Origin of the sequence: Staphylococcus caeli, assembly GCF_051413795.1 — a bacterium.
Taxonomy (GTDB): Bacteria; Bacillota; Bacilli; order Staphylococcales; family Staphylococcaceae; genus Staphylococcus; species Staphylococcus caeli_A.
Genome location: NZ_JBOIRQ010000010.1, coordinates 36,123 through 53,481, shown reverse-complemented (window position 1 = coordinate 53,481; position 17,359 = coordinate 36,123). Strand labels below are relative to the sequence as shown.

General features: G+C 33.3%; 18 protein-coding genes. 13 read left to right on the top strand and 5 right to left on the bottom strand.

The genetic code is table 11. The features are described 5' to 3' along the window. Positions 1-41 precede the first annotated feature (41 nt). The 5 genes from ACSULM_RS06940 to ACSULM_RS06920 all read left to right on the top strand — a co-directional run bounded on the left by ACSULM_RS06940 (position 42) and on the right by ACSULM_RS06920 (position 4,778). Positions 42-908 (top strand): sugar phosphate isomerase/epimerase family protein, encoded by an 867-nt coding sequence (locus ACSULM_RS06940; protein ID WP_436861626.1) that lies wholly within the window; start codon positions 42-44, stop codon positions 906-908. A 78-nt stretch (positions 909-986) separates the two neighbouring features. Further along, positions 987-1,874 carry a sugar phosphate isomerase/epimerase family protein gene (locus tag ACSULM_RS06935; protein ID WP_436861624.1) on the top strand — a complete coding sequence of 296 codons (888 nt, stop codon included), beginning with the start codon at positions 987-989 and terminating at the stop codon, positions 1,872-1,874. After that, positions 1,874-3,016, top strand: a complete 1,143-nt coding sequence (locus ACSULM_RS06930) for a Gfo/Idh/MocA family protein (RefSeq protein ID WP_436861622.1) — start codon at positions 1,874-1,876, stop codon at positions 3,014-3,016. Before ACSULM_RS06935 ends, ACSULM_RS06930 begins: the two co-directional genes overlap by 1 nt. Before the next feature lie 30 nt (positions 3,017-3,046). Next, entirely contained in the window at positions 3,047-4,054 is a 1,008-nt protein-coding gene (locus tag ACSULM_RS06925; RefSeq protein ID WP_436861620.1) for a Gfo/Idh/MocA family protein, read from the top strand. Between the two features lie 160 nt (positions 4,055-4,214). Continuing rightward, positions 4,215-4,778: a dihydrofolate reductase family protein gene (locus ACSULM_RS06920; protein ID WP_436861618.1), complete on the top strand. Its 564-nt coding sequence runs from the start codon at positions 4,215-4,217 to the stop codon at positions 4,776-4,778. Positions 4,779-4,925: 147 nt separating this feature from the next. Here ACSULM_RS06920 and ACSULM_RS06915 read toward each other — a convergent pair whose 3' ends face one another. After that, a complete protein-coding gene (locus ACSULM_RS06915; protein WP_436861616.1) occupies positions 4,926-5,111 on the bottom strand; it encodes a Mid2-like cell wall stress sensor domain protein in 186 nt (61 codons plus the stop codon). A gap of 220 nt (positions 5,112-5,331) precedes the next feature. Between ACSULM_RS06915 and ACSULM_RS06910 the strand changes: the two genes are divergently transcribed. The 6 genes from ACSULM_RS06910 (at position 5,332) to ACSULM_RS06885 (ending at position 12,678) form a co-directional block, all read left to right on the top strand. Further along, on the top strand, positions 5,332-6,141 hold the full coding sequence (locus tag ACSULM_RS06910; RefSeq protein WP_436861614.1) for a VOC family protein: 810 nt from the start codon (positions 5,332-5,334) through the stop codon (positions 6,139-6,141). 18 nt (positions 6,142-6,159) lie between these two features. Further along, positions 6,160-6,363 carry a DUF6501 family protein gene (locus ACSULM_RS06905; RefSeq protein WP_436861612.1) on the top strand — a complete coding sequence of 68 codons (204 nt, stop codon included), beginning with the start codon at positions 6,160-6,162 and terminating at the stop codon, positions 6,361-6,363. A 135-nt stretch (positions 6,364-6,498) separates the two neighbouring features. Continuing rightward, positions 6,499-7,290, top strand: coding sequence for an AAA family ATPase (locus ACSULM_RS06900; protein ID WP_436861610.1), 792 nt, complete (start codon positions 6,499-6,501; stop codon positions 7,288-7,290). Between the two features lie 12 nt (positions 7,291-7,302). Next, complete coding sequence (locus ACSULM_RS06895; RefSeq protein ID WP_436861608.1) at positions 7,303-9,192, top strand: vWA domain-containing protein; 1,890 nt, start codon at positions 7,303-7,305, stop codon at positions 9,190-9,192. A gap of 122 nt (positions 9,193-9,314) precedes the next feature. After that, on the top strand, positions 9,315-10,658 hold the full coding sequence (gene brnQ3, locus ACSULM_RS06890; RefSeq protein WP_436861606.1) for a branched-chain amino acid-like transporter carrier protein BrnQ3: 1,344 nt from the start codon (positions 9,315-9,317) through the stop codon (positions 10,656-10,658). A gap of 427 nt (positions 10,659-11,085) precedes the next feature. Beyond that, entirely contained in the window at positions 11,086-12,678 is a 1,593-nt protein-coding gene (locus ACSULM_RS06885) for a BCCT family transporter (RefSeq protein WP_436861676.1), read from the top strand. 53 nt (positions 12,679-12,731) lie between these two features. Here ACSULM_RS06885 and ACSULM_RS06880 read toward each other — a convergent pair whose 3' ends face one another. Genes ACSULM_RS06880 through ACSULM_RS06870 form a run of 3 tightly spaced genes read right to left on the bottom strand, consistent with a single transcriptional unit; the run spans position 12,732 to position 14,805 of the window. Then, on the bottom strand, positions 12,732-13,868 hold the full coding sequence (locus ACSULM_RS06880; RefSeq protein WP_436861605.1) for a toxic anion resistance protein: 1,137 nt from the start codon (positions 13,866-13,868) through the stop codon (positions 12,732-12,734). 33 nt (positions 13,869-13,901) lie between these two features. Beyond that, the gene (locus ACSULM_RS06875; RefSeq protein WP_436853835.1) at positions 13,902-14,522 is read right to left on the bottom strand and encodes a 5-bromo-4-chloroindolyl phosphate hydrolysis family protein; all 621 of its coding nucleotides are present in this window, start codon (positions 14,520-14,522) and stop codon (positions 13,902-13,904) included. Between the two features lie 13 nt (positions 14,523-14,535). Then, positions 14,536-14,805: an acylphosphatase gene (locus ACSULM_RS06870; protein WP_436853834.1), complete on the bottom strand. Its 270-nt coding sequence runs from the start codon at positions 14,803-14,805 to the stop codon at positions 14,536-14,538. 346 nt (positions 14,806-15,151) lie between these two features. Between ACSULM_RS06870 and msaA the strand changes: the two genes are divergently transcribed. Beyond that, positions 15,152-15,460, top strand: a complete 309-nt coding sequence (msaA, locus tag ACSULM_RS06865; protein ID WP_436861604.1) for a regulatory protein MsaA — start codon at positions 15,152-15,154, stop codon at positions 15,458-15,460. 182 nt (positions 15,461-15,642) lie between these two features. Next, positions 15,643-15,843, top strand: coding sequence for a cold shock protein CspA (cspA, locus tag ACSULM_RS06860; protein ID WP_001831260.1), 201 nt, complete (start codon positions 15,643-15,645; stop codon positions 15,841-15,843). A 249-nt stretch (positions 15,844-16,092) separates the two neighbouring features. Here cspA and lysA read toward each other — a convergent pair whose 3' ends face one another. After that, positions 16,093-17,358 (bottom strand): diaminopimelate decarboxylase, encoded by a 1,266-nt coding sequence (gene lysA / locus ACSULM_RS06855; protein WP_436861603.1) that lies wholly within the window; start codon positions 17,356-17,358, stop codon positions 16,093-16,095. Between the last annotated feature and the right edge of the window lies 1 nt (position 17,359).

Here is a 17,359-nt window from a genome sequence, read left to right as displayed (position 1 = left end):
ATACCACTGAATATCATTTTAAGATGAAGGGATGAACACAAATGACAAAACCACAAATTGGTGTCCAAATGATGATGTTAAAGCAAAAAGTTGAAGAAGAAGGGATTTATACTGTACTTCAAAAATTAAACGACTTAGGCTATCATGCTGTCGAGGTTTCACAAATTGAAATGACACCACACAATATTTCAGAAATGCAAAGAGCAATTAAAGATTTCGGTATGAATATTGCCGCAATGTCATGTGGTGTAGAAGATATTTCTGCAGAACAAAAATATCCAGGAGATACATTGCAACTTGATTTCGATAAAATCGTTGCTGACTGTAAAGCTGTAGATTGCACAATATTAAGAATAGGTATGCTTCCTATGAATTATATGGGCTCGAAAGAACGTACGCTCGAGTTTGCCAAAATTTGCGATAATTATGCACAACGTTTAAAAGAAGAAGGAATCGATTTATATTATCATGCACATAATATTGAATTTGTACGTTATGATGACCAATTCATGCTAGATATAATGCGCGATAATACGAGTGCTTTAGGATTCGAATTAGATGTTCATTGGATATGGCGAGCTGGATTAAATCCAATCGATGTTATACCAAACTATGCAAATCGTATCAGAGCGATTCATCTTAAAGATTTCCGAGTAGGAGAAATCGACATGGATCAATATCCAGGAGAAGGACATGAGAAATTGTACTTCATGTTACATATGATTACACAATTCGCAGAACTTGGAGCCGGCACACTACCACTTAAAGAGATTATCGAAGTCGGCCTTGAAAGTGGTAGTGAATTCTTCTTCGTAGAGCAGGATGAGTTATACGGTGCAGATCCATATGACTGTTTAATCACAAGTCGAGAACATTTATTAACATTAGGATATAAAAATTGGTTCTAACATAATGCAAACACAAGCTCTATCCTTAATGCTTTAAAAGTCTTTCTATTTTATAAAGAATAAATTGGAGGTAATTCCATGCTAAAAAATATCGCCATATCAGGATTTTCAGATGAAATTTCATCCGACTTAGAGACTCAATTACAAAAAGTTACTGAATTAGGGATGCAATACATCTCGTTACGTGGCATTGATGGTGACAATATCGGCAAATATAGTGTCGATCGAATAAAAAAGGATGTTATACCAAAATTAAACAAATGGGGTGTTGGTATTTCATCGATTGGTTCGCCAATCGGTAAAATTCATGTTGAAGATGACACTGCATTTGAAGAACAATTGCATACCCTACAAACATTATGTGAAATTGCAAATGAATTATCATGTAAATATATTAGAATTTTCAGCTTTTATATACCACAAGACCAAAATTTTGATGATTACGCGTCCGTGGTCATCTCAAAATTAAAACAATTTGCGTCAATCGCTGAACAAAATGATGTTATTTTATTACACGAAAATGAAAAAGATATTTTTGGAGATATTGCTCGCCGTTGTAACACTATTTTAAATGAGGTTGGTTCTAGTCACTTTAGAGCAATCTTTGATTTCGCAAATTTTGTTCAATGTGGTGAGGATACGCAAGCTTGTTATGACTTGTTAGCAGATCACATAGAGTATATTCATATCAAAGATGCCGTTTATAAAGATAATATCAATGTTGTCTGTGGTACTGGTGATGGTCAAATTCCATCTATTTTAAAACAAATGCTTGATAAGGGATACGAAGGATTTTTAACACTAGAACCACATCTCGTAGTCTTTGATTCAATCAAAGATTTAGAATTAGAACATAATACAGATACCATTCAAAATACTGCGGCTAAAGATGGTGCAGAAGGTTATCAAATGCAATATGAAGCGTTATTAGACATATTAAAAACTATAGAAAAGGAGCAATCATAATGAAAAAAGTTCGCTTAGGTATTATAGGGTTAGGTGCACAGGGTGGTACATATGCTGGTTTTATTGACGCAGGAAAAGTTGAAAACTTAGAAATTGGTGCGATTTGTGATATTGATCCTGAGAAAAAAGCACTCGCTGCTGAAAAATATCCTGATATAACATTTTACGAAAATTACATCGACATGCTTGAAAGTGGGGATGTAGACGCAGTAGTAACAACAGTGCCGCACTATCTACACACAGAAATTGGTAAAGCTGCTTTATCAAGAGATATTCATGCACTTTTAGAGAAACCCGCTGACATTTATGCTGAAAAAGTTCAAGAAATTAGTGATTTAGCCGCTTCTAAACCTGAACTTACATTTGGGATCTTCTTTAATCAACGTACGAACCCACTTTATCAAAAAGTAAAAGCACTTATTGATAATGGAGAAATCGGTAAAATCCGTCGTACAAATTGGATTATTACAACATGGTGGCGCCCGCAAGCTTATTATGATCAAAGTTCTTGGAGAGCTACTTGGAAAGGTGAAGGCGGCGGCGTGCTAGTAAATCAAGCGCCTCATCAAATTGATTTATTACAATGGTTATGTGGTTTACCAGAAAAAGTGTATGCCAATGTCAAATATGGTTATCAAAGAGATTTAAATGTAGATGATGACGTCACAACTGTTTTAGATTATGGTAACGGGGCAACAGGCGTGTTTATTACTTGTACACATGACATTATCGGCACAGACCGTTTAGAAATCACTGGAGATAAAGGGAAGATTTTAGTTGAAGATAGTAAAAAAATAACATTAAAACGACTTAAGCAATCTGAAACGGAAATGAATCAAACAATGACTTGGGAACAAGTGGCAGAATTATTCAAAGGTAATGGACTTGGCGATATTTATGATGAAGAAACGTTTGAATTTGAAAGTGTTTGGGGCCAACAACATATCAGTGTTTTAGAAAACTTTACGGCTAATATTATTGATGGTACACCATTAATTGCTCCAGGTAGTGACGGAATTCATGGCGTTAACTTTGTAAATGCAATGTATTTATCAAGTTGGTTAGGTAAAGATGTTTCCTTACCTGTAGATCCAACAGAATTTAAAAATGCATTACAAGCACAAATTAATGCAGAGCAGTAGTGAGTCAATATAATTACTGGAGGTAATCAAATGCTTAACATCGGTATAGTGGTATTAGGAGATATTTCACAAGTGCACATTCATGCCATTAAACACAATTCAAATGCACAATTAATTGCTGTATGTGATGTAAATCCAACGTATAGCGATAAAATTCCAAATGTACACTTCTATACGAATCTTGAAGAAATGTTACGTTCAGAAAAGTTGGATTGTGTACATGTATGTTTACCACATTATCTACATGTATGGGCAACGAGGACTTGCGTTGAACATGGTGTGCATGTACTACAAGAAAAACCATTAGCAAATAATGCCAAAGAAGGCATGGAACTCATTAAATTACAGCATAAATATCCCAATATAAAAATTGGCATCTGTTTTCAAAATCGCTATAATGACACCTTCCAAACGCTCAAGCAAATTGTTGAAAGCAAATCATACGGAAATATCATCGGTATCAAAGGCTTAGTGACTTGGTATAGACCTGAATCCTATTACACAGAAAAGCCTTGGCGTGGAAAAAAAGTAACTGCTGGAGGCGGTGTGTTGATAAATCAATCGATACACACACTAGATCTAATGCAAATCTTGTGTGGCAAAATTGATACAATTAAAGGGACTGTTTCTCAGTTATTAGATTATAATATAGAGGTTGAAGATACTGCATCCGCTCATATTAAATTTGAAAATGACGCAAATGGCATGTTTTTTGCGACTAATGCTAATTTTGGAAATTCTAGTATTGAATTACAAGTTATTTTAGAAAATGGAAAATTCACAATTAAAGATAACATGCTCACACGCACAGATGAGCAAGGTAACAAGGTCAAAATCATTGAAGATGCTAAAATGACCAGCTCAAAATCATACTATGGACCAAGTCATAGTAAGCTCATTGCTCAATTCTATGATTGCATACTTCATGATTACGATAACTTCGTTCATGTTAAAGATGCATTACCATCTATTGCTATGATTGATGCCATTCAAAAATCTTCTGAATCCAATAAAACCATCCAATTTAATAGTATCTAAATATTTAATTATGTCGGTATACACAAAAACTGTCGTTTAAGTTATCTCATTAAGCGACAGTTTTTTCTATTTATATTAAACGCAACCTAATTTATATTCTTTGTAATTTTAACTAGACTTCAATACACTTAACTTAATAATATAACAATGAGGTGACACGATGACACAACAGCCTAAAGTAATTTTAGATTTAGCCGTAACTTTGGATGGTTTTATTGAAAGGGTTAACGGAGAAATAGATTGGTGTATCATGGATCCAGAAATGGATTTCGATGCTTTTTTAAACCAAATTGATGCCATCATTTATGGTCGTAAGAGCTACGACTTGTGGGGAGAATATTCACCAGAAACCGGTAACAATGAACATGGTAATGATTCAATGTGGCAGACTATACATAGTAAAGAAAAATTTGTATTTACACATCAATCAATAAGCGATACCAATCACGCACAATTCATTAATACTTCCGATTTATTGTCAGCTGTCAATACTATTAAAAGTCAATGTAACAAAGATATATGGCTTTACGGAGGGGCAGGTATAACCACGTCATTTATAGAGCACAACTTGATAGACGAGTATAGGTTGTCTGTTCACCCTGTAGTTTTAGGTAAAGGCAAGCCTTTATTTGAAATTGTACAAGATCGTTTGAATTTAACACTGAAGCAAACAAATATTTATAAAAGCGGTGTTGTCCAACTGATTTATAGTAAAGCAAAATAATCTATACAACATCTTAATGACAACGGGCTTTCTTTTTCTAAAACAATAACATACAAAAATAGGCCGCCCTTATCCGATATCATTAAGGGTGGCCATTATTAAATTAAACATATCCATTAGGTTGGAAACATGCCTCGTCTTCAACTTTTATGCAATATAGACAAATAATTCTATTAGGGCAACTATTAAAAATACTACAAAGACAATTCCATAAATGTTATTCTTCTTCGCATTTTTTTGCTTAGCTTTATTACTCAAATTACTAAAGAATGTAATACCTGAATATACTGCAATGAGTACCGTTATACCGAATACAAACCATATACCAGACATCGCAAAGCCTCCTTCTCATACGCTATCTCTATTTTTTAATTTACTATTAAAAAAATTAAAAACTTGTTATGTATCCATATTAATACATTTTTCCAATTCGTCCAATGTATATTCTGTAACAATTTTACAATATCTACTCTAGGCGTAAACTTCATGATATAAATCATCTGTAAAATACGTTATAATAAATTGAAAAGTGATCAATAAAGGGGTTAATATAATGAATGGTCTAAGAAGTGTAACAACAGGGACAAATAATTTAGAACAAACTAAATCTTTATTTAAAGATACACTTGGTTTAAGTGTTGAATCTAAAGAAAATGCGCTACGTTTTGGTGACGCTGAATTAAGTTCAGGCACACGCGTCCATTTTGTTGAAATACCAAATTACCATAATGCGGATAATCATATTGAAACTATTGGATTAAGACTTCCGTCAGACGAAGGCCTTGATGAATATATTTCAATTTTTGATCAGAATCACATGGAACACGGTACAATCACAGATTTAAACGGTCACGCTTATTTCGAATTCAAAGATCATAATGCACAATCATTCCATTTATATTCCAACGAGCATAATACGGGCGCACCATTAGGCACACCAACTTTTGATAGTACGGTGAACCCATTACATCAAATTCAAGGTTTAGGACCTGTATTACTCAAAGTGAACGAACTATTATTAACCCAATCCATTTTAACTAATGTATTCGGACTCACACATTTTGCAGAATATACACCTTATCCTGACGCAGATTATAACGTCCAAGTTTTCCGTATCGGAGATGGTGGACTAGGTGGAGAAATTCATATATTTGCATCACCAGAAGAATTAAAAATGCCAGAGCATGGTATAGTAGAACAAATTGAATTCGCTACAGAATCGAAAGCACAATTTCAAAATGCATTACAACAACTTGAATCGATTGGCATACCTTACCAAACATTAGATCAAGATGGCGAAAAATCACTAAGAATCACTGAAAACAGTGGCATCACATTTATATTAACACTAGAAATCAAATAACAAAGCGAGGTTTTTGCAATGCTACACGAAACATGGAAAGAACGTACACCAATTAAAACAGTCGAAGTAATACATACAGATGCTAAGAAATTCACAGTATCTGATATGCTTACTGTCGGTAAACAATATGATGTTATTAACGAGACGGAAGAATACTATCAAATTATTGACAACTCTGGACTTGTAGGCGGCTACTATAAAGAATATTTTAAAGAAGTTTAATTATAGCCACGTATTTATGACATGATTTTTCAAATAAGACTTGGGCAAAATATGTTTTCGTATTGATGCCCCAGTCTATTTTTAATATTTAAACATTAGATTAAGATTAATATTTATAAAGGAGAACTATGCGCTATGACTAGCAACCACTATATTAATAAAGATGAAACTGTATTTAATGATGCCCAATCATTAATGCAATTAAATAAAAATATCCTTCTCAAAGGTCCAACAGGATCAGGGAAGACTAAATTAGCAGAAACATTAAGCGAAACGATGCAACGCCCGATGCATCAAGTTAACTGTTCTGTAGATTTAGATGCTGAAAGTTTACTTGGCTTTAAAACGATTCAAACAAACGAAAACGGCTCACAAGAAATTGTATTTATCGATGGTCCTGTCATTAAAGCTATGAAAGAAGGACATATTTTATATATAGATGAAATTAATATGGCTAAACCCGAGACTTTGCCGATTTTAAATGGTGTGCTTGATTATCGTCGCAAATTGACTAATCCATTTACTGGAGAAGTGGTTAATGCTGCACCAGGTTTCAATGTAATTGCAGCCATCAATGTAGGGTACATAGGTACCTTACCTATGAATGAAGCATTGAAAAATCGCTTTGTTGTTATTCAAGTGGATTATATAGATGGGGACATTCTCAGTGACGTAATAAAACAACAAAGTCAATTACAAGATAACATCTTAATTCAACAAATTATCAAATTCAATGAAGATTTACGCACGATGACACAACAAGGGCAAATTTCTGAAGAAGCGGCAAGTATACGTGCATTAATCGACCTTAGTGATTTAGCTACAATAATGCCTATTCACCGTGCAATTCAGCGCACAATCATAGACAAATTAGAAGATGAACGCGAACAACAGGCCATTTTAAATGCAGTGGAATTAAATTTTTAGTGAGGGATAATCATGAGTGATCGTTTTATCAAATTTAATGATGAACAGCTAGATGCAAAAAAAGTCATGATGTTACAAGACTTAGCGCGTCTTTTGCTAAAAAACCCACAAACACATGTTAAAATTCAAAAATTCCCATATTATGATCCAATTAATAATACTTTAATCACAAGTTCTTTTTGGTCTCATAGAAGAGAAGATATTGAAATGACTGGGTTAAAGACTGATATTTTATTAGCTGCATATGGATATCATATGATGGATGAATCTATTGTCAACGCTGTGATTCGTAATGATTCATTTAAACATACTAAGTTCTTCCAGCAATTATTTAAATTATTGGAAGATCAACGTGTGTTAAACACAATAGCTAAAGAGCGACCATCAATGCAGTCCGCAATCCAATTGCGCAATAACATACGCCTTAATTATACAAAAACGCAAATAAAGGTATATCAAACTAAAACCACATTTACAGATTTACTATTTTTATATTTAGAAGCATCATTTATTACAGAAAATTTTTACGACGTACCCCAAATACATTCGCAAATTGATGACGTTTTAAATAATATGTATTTGTATCTTCCAAACTTTTTCCATAATAATTCATCTGAAGATAATATGTATTTAGCCGAGCGCATCATGTATCAAATCGATGATATTTTAAAAGAAGATATGCTCAATGAATATTATCATTTACCAAAGAAGGTTTATGCGTCCATTGAAGCATTAACCTACGAGGATTTAAAACGAACGGATGCCAGTAACGCTGATGGTAAATCTGATGAGCAAAGTGATGAAGATACAGTAAGTGAAGAAATGGAATCTAATAACGAAGATAGTGCATCTCAAGGTGGTGCTTATCTTGAAATGGAATTACATGAAGGGGAAAATAGTGATGTCATGTCAGATAATGACAATGCTAGAGAAGGCGATGGAAGTGATGATATGACAGATATGCAAACTAAAAAAGGCAAAGGGTCAACTAATACTACTGATAATGATGAAGGTGGTTCAGTAGGTCATAACGAAGCATTTGCACTTAAAGGGATCAACCAAAATGTAGACATTAAATGGAATGTACCTGATATCAAGCCGGAATATTTACAAGCATATCGTGATATTGAATCAGAAGTTCAATTTGAAACAAAAGACCTCATTCAGATCATTCAAAAAACCATTGATAGAGAATATCAAGATGAACGCCACAATCTAACTAAAGGTCGACTGCAGAAAAATTTACTGAACTGGTTTATAGATGATCAATATAAATTATTTTATAAAAAGCAAGATTTAAGCCAATCATTTGATGCAACTTTCACTCTTTTAGTTGATGCTTCTGCAAGTATGCAAGATAAAATGGAAGAAACCATGAAGGGTGTCGTCTTGTTCCATGAAACTTTAAAATCATTGCAAGTTAAACATGAAATTTTAGCTTTTAATGAAGATGCATTTGATGCCGATGATGCGAAACAACCAAACATCATTGATGAAATCATTTCCTATGAGCGTTCTATGTTCGAAAAAGATGGCCCAAGAATTATGGCATTAGAACCTCAAGATGATAATAGAGATGGTGTTGCAATTCGAATTGGTAGTGAGCGTCTTATGCGTCGCTCGCACAATCAAAGGTTTTTAATTGTTTTTTCTGATGGGGAACCTTCGGCATATAATTATAGCCAAGACGGTATTTTAGATACTTATGAAGCGGTTGAAACTGCTAGAAAAATGGGTATCGAAGTATTTAACGTCTTTTTAAGCCAAGAACCCATTACTGAAGATATCGAGCAAACAATTCATAATATTTACGGCCAATATGCACTATTCGTTGAAGGTGTTGAACATTTACCAGCTCAACTTTCTCCATTGCTGAAAAAATTATTGTTAAAATCGTTCTAGTAACACATATTTTTGAAAATAGTCGCCATATTTTTAAATATTCTGAAATTTATATAGACGCTATCTTATTAAACGTGATAGAATGAATAATATTATTTTATTGGTTAGAAGGAGAACAACATATGAATAAAAACACATGGATTATAGGTTTCACATTGTTCGCTATGTTTTTTGGCGCAGGGAACCTAATATTTCCACCAAACTTAGGCTTAGATAGTGGGCAATATTTTTGGCCGTCCATCTTAGCATTTGCACTCACAGGAATTGGCTTACCACTACTCGGAGTCATCGTGGGCGCGTTAGACAAACAAGGGTACATTGGTTCATTAAATAAAATATCACCGAAATTTTCGATAGTTTTTTTAATTATCATTTATCTTACTATCGGTCCTTTATTTGCAATTCCACGTACAGCATCTACATCTTTTGAAATGACTGTAACACCAATTGCACATACAAATAGTAATTTAGCTTTATTTATTTTTACAGTTATATATTTCCTAATTGTATTATATCTCTGTATTAATCCTAATAAAATGGTTGATCGTATCGGGTCACTATTAACACCATTATTATTAATTACAATTTTAGCAATGATTGTTAAAGGGTTTGTCGATTATGGTAATAACGACCATAGTCAAGCAGCTGAAGCATTCACGTCAAATTTAACTGGATTCTCACAAGGATTCACTAACGGTTATCTTACAATGGATGCCATCGCAGCGATTGCTTTTTCAATGATTGTTGTGAATGCAGTGAAAGCAACAGGAATCACACACGCTAACAAAATTTTCAAACAAACTTTAATGGCCGGTATTATCGCAGCAGTTGCTTTAATGTTCATCTATATTTCATTAGGTTTTATCGGAAATCACATGGCCATTACACCTGAAAAAATTGCGAGTTTAACAGCAAAAGACCAAAATATTGGTACTTATTTATTAACAACTATGGCAAGTGCCGGTTTTGGTACATTTGGCAAATACTTACTAGGTATTATCGTAGCACTTGCTTGTTTAACTACAGCATGTGGTTTAGTAGTGGCAGTATCTGAATACTTCCACAGAATTTTCCCTAAAATCTCATATAAAGCTTATGTTATTATCTTTACTTTAATCAGCTTTATATTAGCTAACCAAGGCTTAAATTCTGTAATTTCAATGTCTGTACCAGTATTAAGCATTGTCTACCCAGTTGCAATTACTTCTGTATTATTAATCTTAATTGCACGCTTTGTACCGACAAAACCAATTGCGCAACAAATTCCAGTAGCCGTCGTATCTATTATTTCTATTTTAAGTGTAATGCATACCGAAGGTTGGTTGAAATTGAGTTTTATCGATAGCCTTCCATTAAAATCATATTCACTTGAGTGGTTCCCAATTGCAGTAGTAACAACAATTATAGGTTACATTGTTGCTGCAATGGTTAAAAATCAAAAACCAATTGTTTACGAAAAAGAATAGGTGTTTATATGAATCTGAGACATAAATAAATGTCTCAGATTTTTTAATTAGAGAGTATATGTCTGAATTGAAAATGTAAAATCTCACTGCTTCATTCATTAAATTAGTGAGACTTATGTATAAGCTTCAGCTCAGGTGAATTTTTCAATTCGGTCTTTCTTGTCAGTGTGGGGTAACAGAACCATTTTAGTATAGTTAGATTTCTGTCCTACTTCTTTTTGATATATAAAATTATTACTATTTTAATTATGGTTTAAACAAGTATTTTGAAAACGCAATTGCTTAGTTTTCAAAAGTAGGCTATACTCTTTACTTTAAGTGTATTATCAAAATAAATCGATGGCGGCACTGATGCGATTTTAAATCATTGCGTTAGTAAATAGCTACTTTCATTTTGATTACACGTATTATAGAGGAGTCGAATAACATTAATTCTAAACATTGGAAAGAAAAATTAGATTGGCCGGTATTCTTAATTAGTGGGGGTATACTCGTACTATTTGTATTGATGTCGTCCATATTTACTAAAGCAACTTCAACTTTCGTTCAACAAGGGTTTCAATTTTCTATTACTTATTTCGGGGCATTTTGGCAAGTTTTATTATTGGCAACATTTGCAGTTGGTGCCTTTTTAGCATTTTCAAAATATGGCCGAGTGCGACTTGGTAATGCCTCAAAACCTGAAATGGGTTATTTCAGATGGGCGGCAATCGTCATTACATCAGGATTAGGCGCTGGAGCAATATTCTGGGCAGCTGCTGAGCCTATGTATTACTTTATTGATGTTCCACCAACAATGGATCCTGCAATCAAAGATAATAGTACACGTGCAATCCCTGCTGCTATGGCACAAAGTTTCACATCATGGGGCTTCACTGCATGGGCAGTCTATGGTGCTGTTACTGGTATTATTATTATGTATGCGCATTATAATAAAAATATGAAAATGCGCCCACGTATACTTTTATATCCAATATTCGGTAGTAAAATTGAAAAGAATAAAATTGGATGGATTATTGATGTATTCTGTATATTAGGTGCAGTTGCTGGTACAATCGGGACAATTGGCTTTTTTGGTTTCCAATTCAGTTACTGGTTACATAGTATATTTGGTATTCCAGATAACCTTGTCACACAGATTCTATCTGTAGGTGGATTGATGGTTATTGTAACAATATCTGCAACTACAGGTATTGATAAAGGTATTCAATTTTTAAGTAAATTAAATGTCTGGCTTGCAATCGCACTTGCAGTATTTATATTATTATTAGGCCCTGGTCGCTTTATAATAGATACTTTTATTTCTTCTTATGGTGTCTATATCACACACTTTTTAGAAATTAGTACTTTTAGAGGCGACGATAAGTGGGCAGGCGCATGGATGCTATTCTTCTTCGGTTGGTTTATAGGTTATGGTCCTTTAATGGGTATGTTAGTGGCTCGTGTATCTAAAGGTCGTACAATTAGAGAAATATTCCTACTTGTATCTATCGTATCAGCTGTTGTATCACATGTTTGGTTTTCTATTTTAGGTGGCAGTGGTTTGTTCTATGAAACAAAAAATAGTGGGGCAATTAGTAATCCTTTAGCAGATAATGGTCTGCCAGCCGCTGTAATTTCGATTGCTTCGCATTTACCACTAGGCACAGTCCTTGTAATTGTTTTATTATTGCTGACATTAATTTTTGTAATTACCACTGCAGATACAATGTCATTTTCAATTTCAATGTCTGTAACAGGTGAAGGTGATCCTCCGAAAATGGTTAGACTATTTTGGGTAGTGATTATGGGCGTTATTTCAATTATTCTCATTAATATTGGTGAAGGTAGTATTAATGCTATACAGTCATTTATTATTATTACTGCAGTTCCCATATCAATTATTATGCTTCCAGCTGTTTGGACTGCACCTAAAATTGCGCACAAATTAGCTGTCGAACAGAAAATTATCACTGAAACGAAATCCAAAAATGATAAGTCGAACATCCTAGAAGAAAGTTCATCTAAAACAAAGCAATAATTCAAATACAAAAGCCCCGTATTACTTGTAAATAAGTAACACGGGGCTTTAACTTATGATTTATTAGATTTCATATCTAGTAAATGATTTTGTAACTCTGTCTCTAATTCATTCAATTCAGTTTCTGCTTGTTTACGTTTGGTTCTACCTTGTTCTTGAATTTGCAACGTTTGTTCAATAGTTTCAATAATATCATTTTGCGTTGTTTTAAGTGTTTCTATATCTACGACACCACGTTCATTTTCTGTAGCTGTAGCTATCGCATTTTGTTTCAACAGTTCAGAGTTTTTCAACAATAAATCATTCGTTGTATCTGTAACTGCTTTTTGTGCTGAAACCGCATGACGTTGACGCATTAAAGTCACAGCAATAGACATTTGATTTTTCCACAATGGTATACTCGTCAAAATAGAACTCTGTATTTTCTCTGCAAGTGCCTGATTGACATTTTGAATCATGCGAATCTGTGGTGCAGTTTGAATCGCAATTTGTCGTGATAATTGCAAGTCATAAATACGTTTATCTAAACGATCGATGAATTGTTCCATATCAGAAGCCGCTTGCACATCCATTTGATTACCTGTTGATTTAGCTTGATTGCGCAATTTAGGAACTTCTTCTTGTTGTAATTGATACTGTTTCTTTTTTGCTGCTTCAATATATATAGATAACTCATCAAAATAATCTTTATTCATATCATATAATTCGTCTAACATATCGATATCTTTTTTTAAGTTATTTTTATGTTTGTCTAATTCTATTGAAATGCGGTCTATTTGTGAACCTACAGACTGCATTTTTGAAAATATTTCATTGACCGATGCTTTGGTCCGTCTGAAAATACGTTTTAATTTAGATTGATTTTCAGGGTTTAATTCATCCGGATTTACAGACTTTAGTTTACTCATTAATCCATTTAACGAGTCACCGACAGGACCAACGTCAGTCGTTTTCACTTCATTTAATATACGATGTGAAAACTGTGACATATTTGATTGTGCTTGTGTTCCATAATTCAACAAAGCATCATGATCCATTGGCTTAATTTGCTTACTGAGTTGATCAATTTTACGCTGGTCTTCTTGTGAAAACTGCGCTGCATTTTTGACGATTTCAGTTTCGTTCGCTGAATGATCATCAATATATTTATCCAATGGATGTGAATTAATAGCATCTTGTTCTCTAACCATAAAATTCCGCTCCATTCATCTATAAAGTCGATATCATTTATTTCGTTTTTGCTCTAATTTGTTTAATTCCATCTCTATATCTAGACGACTATAATCTTCATCGTTAATTCTACGTAAGTCTGCAACAAGCGTTCTTTTTACTTCATCTAGTGTAATACGTGTTTGTTCTAATTTTTGTTTTTCTTCTTTAGACTTTTTCGGTGATTTAGATAATCTCGTATATGCCTCAATTAAATTCAATGCATTATCAATATGTGAATAGAAGAAACTTTCTACTTTGAAAAACTGACCCGGCTGTTGTTTAACGGCAAAATAGATAGCTCGGGATATCCGGTAAATTTCATTGACTTGCCTAAAATCTTTAATAGATCTCACATTGACAAAGGTCTTAAAGATTCTTCTTATTTTATCTTGCGCATTATTTAACTGTCCATTTACAAAATGATAATCACGCCGAGTTAAACCAATTTCATTCAAATACTTTCTTGATGTCAACCTTTGTGTCGGGAAATAAAAGATGATAAATGTTGCTACAGATATGAGTAAGTCGAAAATGAAATAAATATCTAAAGCAAATATGCTAACAATCCATGCGATGACTGCTACTGGTAAAGCAACTATTGTACCCAAAATACGAGAAATATTATATCTCAAATTTCATCTTCCTTTATATTGTTCTAAATTTTTCCAATGATTCATCAATATTTAATGTTTCTATCGTAAAATCTTCAACATGTGATGCTGGAGAGGCACCTTCAGTAACAGCATTAATAAATTGTGATAGATGCTGTTCCTCTCCTTGGGCATATATGTCAACAAAGTTATCGACATTTTGCACAGTACCTACAATTTTATATTTACGTGCTATTTTTTCAGTATAATAACGAAAACCTACACCTTGTACCATTCCAAATACTTGAATATGTTTGCGTTGCATATAATCACCTCTTAAAGTACATTATACGAAATTTTGCTTTACAAAACTAATATTTACGTTTATATAACATCGGCTTATCGGTCAAAAGTATGAGTCAGATAACTTGATTTTGACTTCTAACACGTTAAAATATTACACATAGGCAAAATTGTATGGATCCAAAATAAGATAACACTAAACTAAATCTTAATTCTATATATAAATAGGGGATATTTTTATTAATCGTATATATAACGAAAGAAATACATACGTTTGTCCAATTTGTACTATAAATCTAAAACTTGGATAGGGAATGTGGGATTACTTATCTTTAATGATTAGATGTGCTGTGAAAGGGTGAAGTTACATGTGGACAGTTGCAAAAATTAGAGCGGATTACGAAGGTTGGTGGTTATTTAGTGACTGGCCTGAGCAAATTATAAAACAATATGATTTCGAAAATTACGACGACATGTTGAGCTACTATCAAAACTTAATATTAAAAAGTAAAAAAGACTACGATAATTATCTAGTTGGAAAATACAATATACATGCATTTTATAATAATTGTGAATTAGGATTTTGTGAAGATTGCGATGAAGATTTACAAATATTCTATAGTTATATTGTTTTAAATGATAATGAAATTTTTTATGATCTACCTATAGTTGAATAAACAGTTTATTCACATTAGTCTTGCAAGTTAACAGCAAATGCTTTATAATGTTAGTCAAGCAATTGTTTTTATTCCATATTGCAAAGAATATTGTACTAACAGCTTTACACTGTGTCATTGTATTTTTTGTAATATGCGAATAAGCATATTGAATGAATATTAGTCTTGGAGGTTTCACATTTATGAAACAAGGTACAGTAAAATGGTTTAACGCTGAAAAAGGTTTTGGTTTTATCGAAGTTGAAGGAGAAAACGATGTATTCGTACACTTCTCAGCAATTAACCAAGAAGGTTACAAATCATTAGAAGAAGGTCAATCAGTTGAATTTGAAGTAGTTGAAGGCGACCGCGGTCCTCAAGCTGCAAACGTTGTAAAACTATAATATAGATTGCAATATTGACTATCTAAAGAACCTTGTTAAAGGTTCTTTTTTTTATAAAAATCATTTATTGCAGATTTCATACCTCTCAATTTATACGTTTATATTATATGTCATGTTTGTCAAAACTGATGTATTACATAAACAAAACAAAGGTTGTCACCCGAAAATAAACTGCACGCTTCAAAGTATTCATTTTTTTACAATGTCTACTTTGAAAAGTACAGCTCAAAAATAGGGGACAACCTTTATTTATTTTGTATCGTTTATAATTAATTGACGGAGTGATTGACGTTTAATAACTTCTCTAGCTTTACCGTCTTTTAGGAAGAATACGGATGGCTTTTGCATTTGATTGTAATTTGACGCCATAGAATAGTGGTACGCTCCTGTAGATAATATCGCTAAATAATCTCCACGCTTCACTGTACTTGGCAATTTAGCATTTTTAATAATAATATCACCAGATTCACAGAGTTTACCTGCAATGGTAACTGTTTCATCTTTAGGATCATTTCTATTAACAAGTAATGCTTCATATTGAGCGTCATACAGTGATGTTCTAATATGATCACTCATTCCACCATCAATAGAAACATATTTATTTACCTCAGGGATTTCTTTAATTGTCCCGACCTCATATAATGTGATACCTGCTTCACCAACAATCGAACGACCGGGCTCTATGCCAATTTCTGGTACAGGATAATCTGTTTCCTGTGCAATACGCTTAATGGCTGATGTAATCTCTGCAATTCCAGATTCGATAGGGAAGCTCACATCACCTTCAACATATTTAATACTAAATCCACCGCCTAAATTCATAAGTTCTATTTGAATTTCATTTGCTTTGAGCCATTTGATTACGATGTTAGCCGTCTCAATCATAGCCTCTGTGCCTTCAATTTGAGAGCCAACGTGGAAGTGGACACCTTTAAGATTTAAATGTTTAGATGCTTTCACTTTTTCAACACCTTGAATTGCTAAACCATATTTAATGGATAAACCAAATTTACTATCTTCTTGACCAGTTTGGATAAATTCATGTGTATGTGCCTCGACACCTGGATTAAGACGCAACAAAACGTTTACTGATTCACTAGCATAACGATCAATGAGATCAATTTCCTCTAGAGAATCCACAACGATGTAACCAACTTTATTTTCTAATGCATATCTTATTTCATGCTTCGTCTTATTATTCCCATGAAAATGAATGTGTTGTGCATCAAAGCCAGCTTCTAAAGCAGTATATAATTCACCTTCAGAAACAACGTCTAGCTCAAGACCTTCTTCTTGTACTAATTTAACCATTTGTAAGCAAGTAAATGCCTTTGATGCATATGATATATTATAATTTAATCCACTTTCTTGAAAAGCCTTATGAAAGCGTCTCATTTGATTTCTAATTTGTACTTCATCATAAACAATTGTAGGTGTACCAAAGCTTTGTGCAATTGTTTTAAGACTTGTACCGCCCATGGTTAACTCACCATTAGTGTTATATTCTACTACCATA

Coding starts and splice junctions, on each gene's coding strand:
- ACSULM_RS06940 (WP_436861626.1), top strand. CDS start 42: ATGACAAAACCACAAATTGGTGTCCAAATGATGATGTTAAAGCAAAAA.
- ACSULM_RS06935 (WP_436861624.1), top strand. CDS start 987: ATGCTAAAAAATATCGCCATATCAGGATTTTCAGATGAAATTTCATCC.
- ACSULM_RS06930 (WP_436861622.1), top strand. CDS start 1,874: ATGAAAAAAGTTCGCTTAGGTATTATAGGGTTAGGTGCACAGGGTGGT.
- ACSULM_RS06925 (WP_436861620.1), top strand. CDS start 3,047: ATGCTTAACATCGGTATAGTGGTATTAGGAGATATTTCACAAGTGCAC.
- ACSULM_RS06920 (WP_436861618.1), top strand. CDS start 4,215: ATGACACAACAGCCTAAAGTAATTTTAGATTTAGCCGTAACTTTGGAT.
- ACSULM_RS06915 (WP_436861616.1), bottom strand. CDS start 5,111: ATGTCTGGTATATGGTTTGTATTCGGTATAACGGTACTCATTGCAGTA.
- ACSULM_RS06910 (WP_436861614.1), top strand. CDS start 5,332: ATGAATGGTCTAAGAAGTGTAACAACAGGGACAAATAATTTAGAACAA.
- ACSULM_RS06905 (WP_436861612.1), top strand. CDS start 6,160: ATGCTACACGAAACATGGAAAGAACGTACACCAATTAAAACAGTCGAA.
- ACSULM_RS06900 (WP_436861610.1), top strand. CDS start 6,499: ATGACTAGCAACCACTATATTAATAAAGATGAAACTGTATTTAATGAT.
- ACSULM_RS06895 (WP_436861608.1), top strand. CDS start 7,303: ATGAGTGATCGTTTTATCAAATTTAATGATGAACAGCTAGATGCAAAA.
- brnQ3 (WP_436861606.1), top strand. CDS start 9,315: ATGAATAAAAACACATGGATTATAGGTTTCACATTGTTCGCTATGTTT.
- ACSULM_RS06880 (WP_436861605.1), bottom strand. CDS start 13,868: ATGGTTAGAGAACAAGATGCTATTAATTCACATCCATTGGATAAATAT.
- ACSULM_RS06870 (WP_436853834.1), bottom strand. CDS start 14,805: ATGCAACGCAAACATATTCAAGTATTTGGAATGGTACAAGGTGTAGGT.
- msaA (WP_436861604.1), top strand. CDS start 15,152: ATGTGGACAGTTGCAAAAATTAGAGCGGATTACGAAGGTTGGTGGTTA.
- cspA (WP_001831260.1), top strand. CDS start 15,643: ATGAAACAAGGTACAGTAAAATGGTTTAACGCTGAAAAAGGTTTTGGT.
- lysA (WP_436861603.1), bottom strand. CDS start 17,358: ATGGTAGTAGAATATAACACTAATGGTGAGTTAACCATGGGCGGTACA.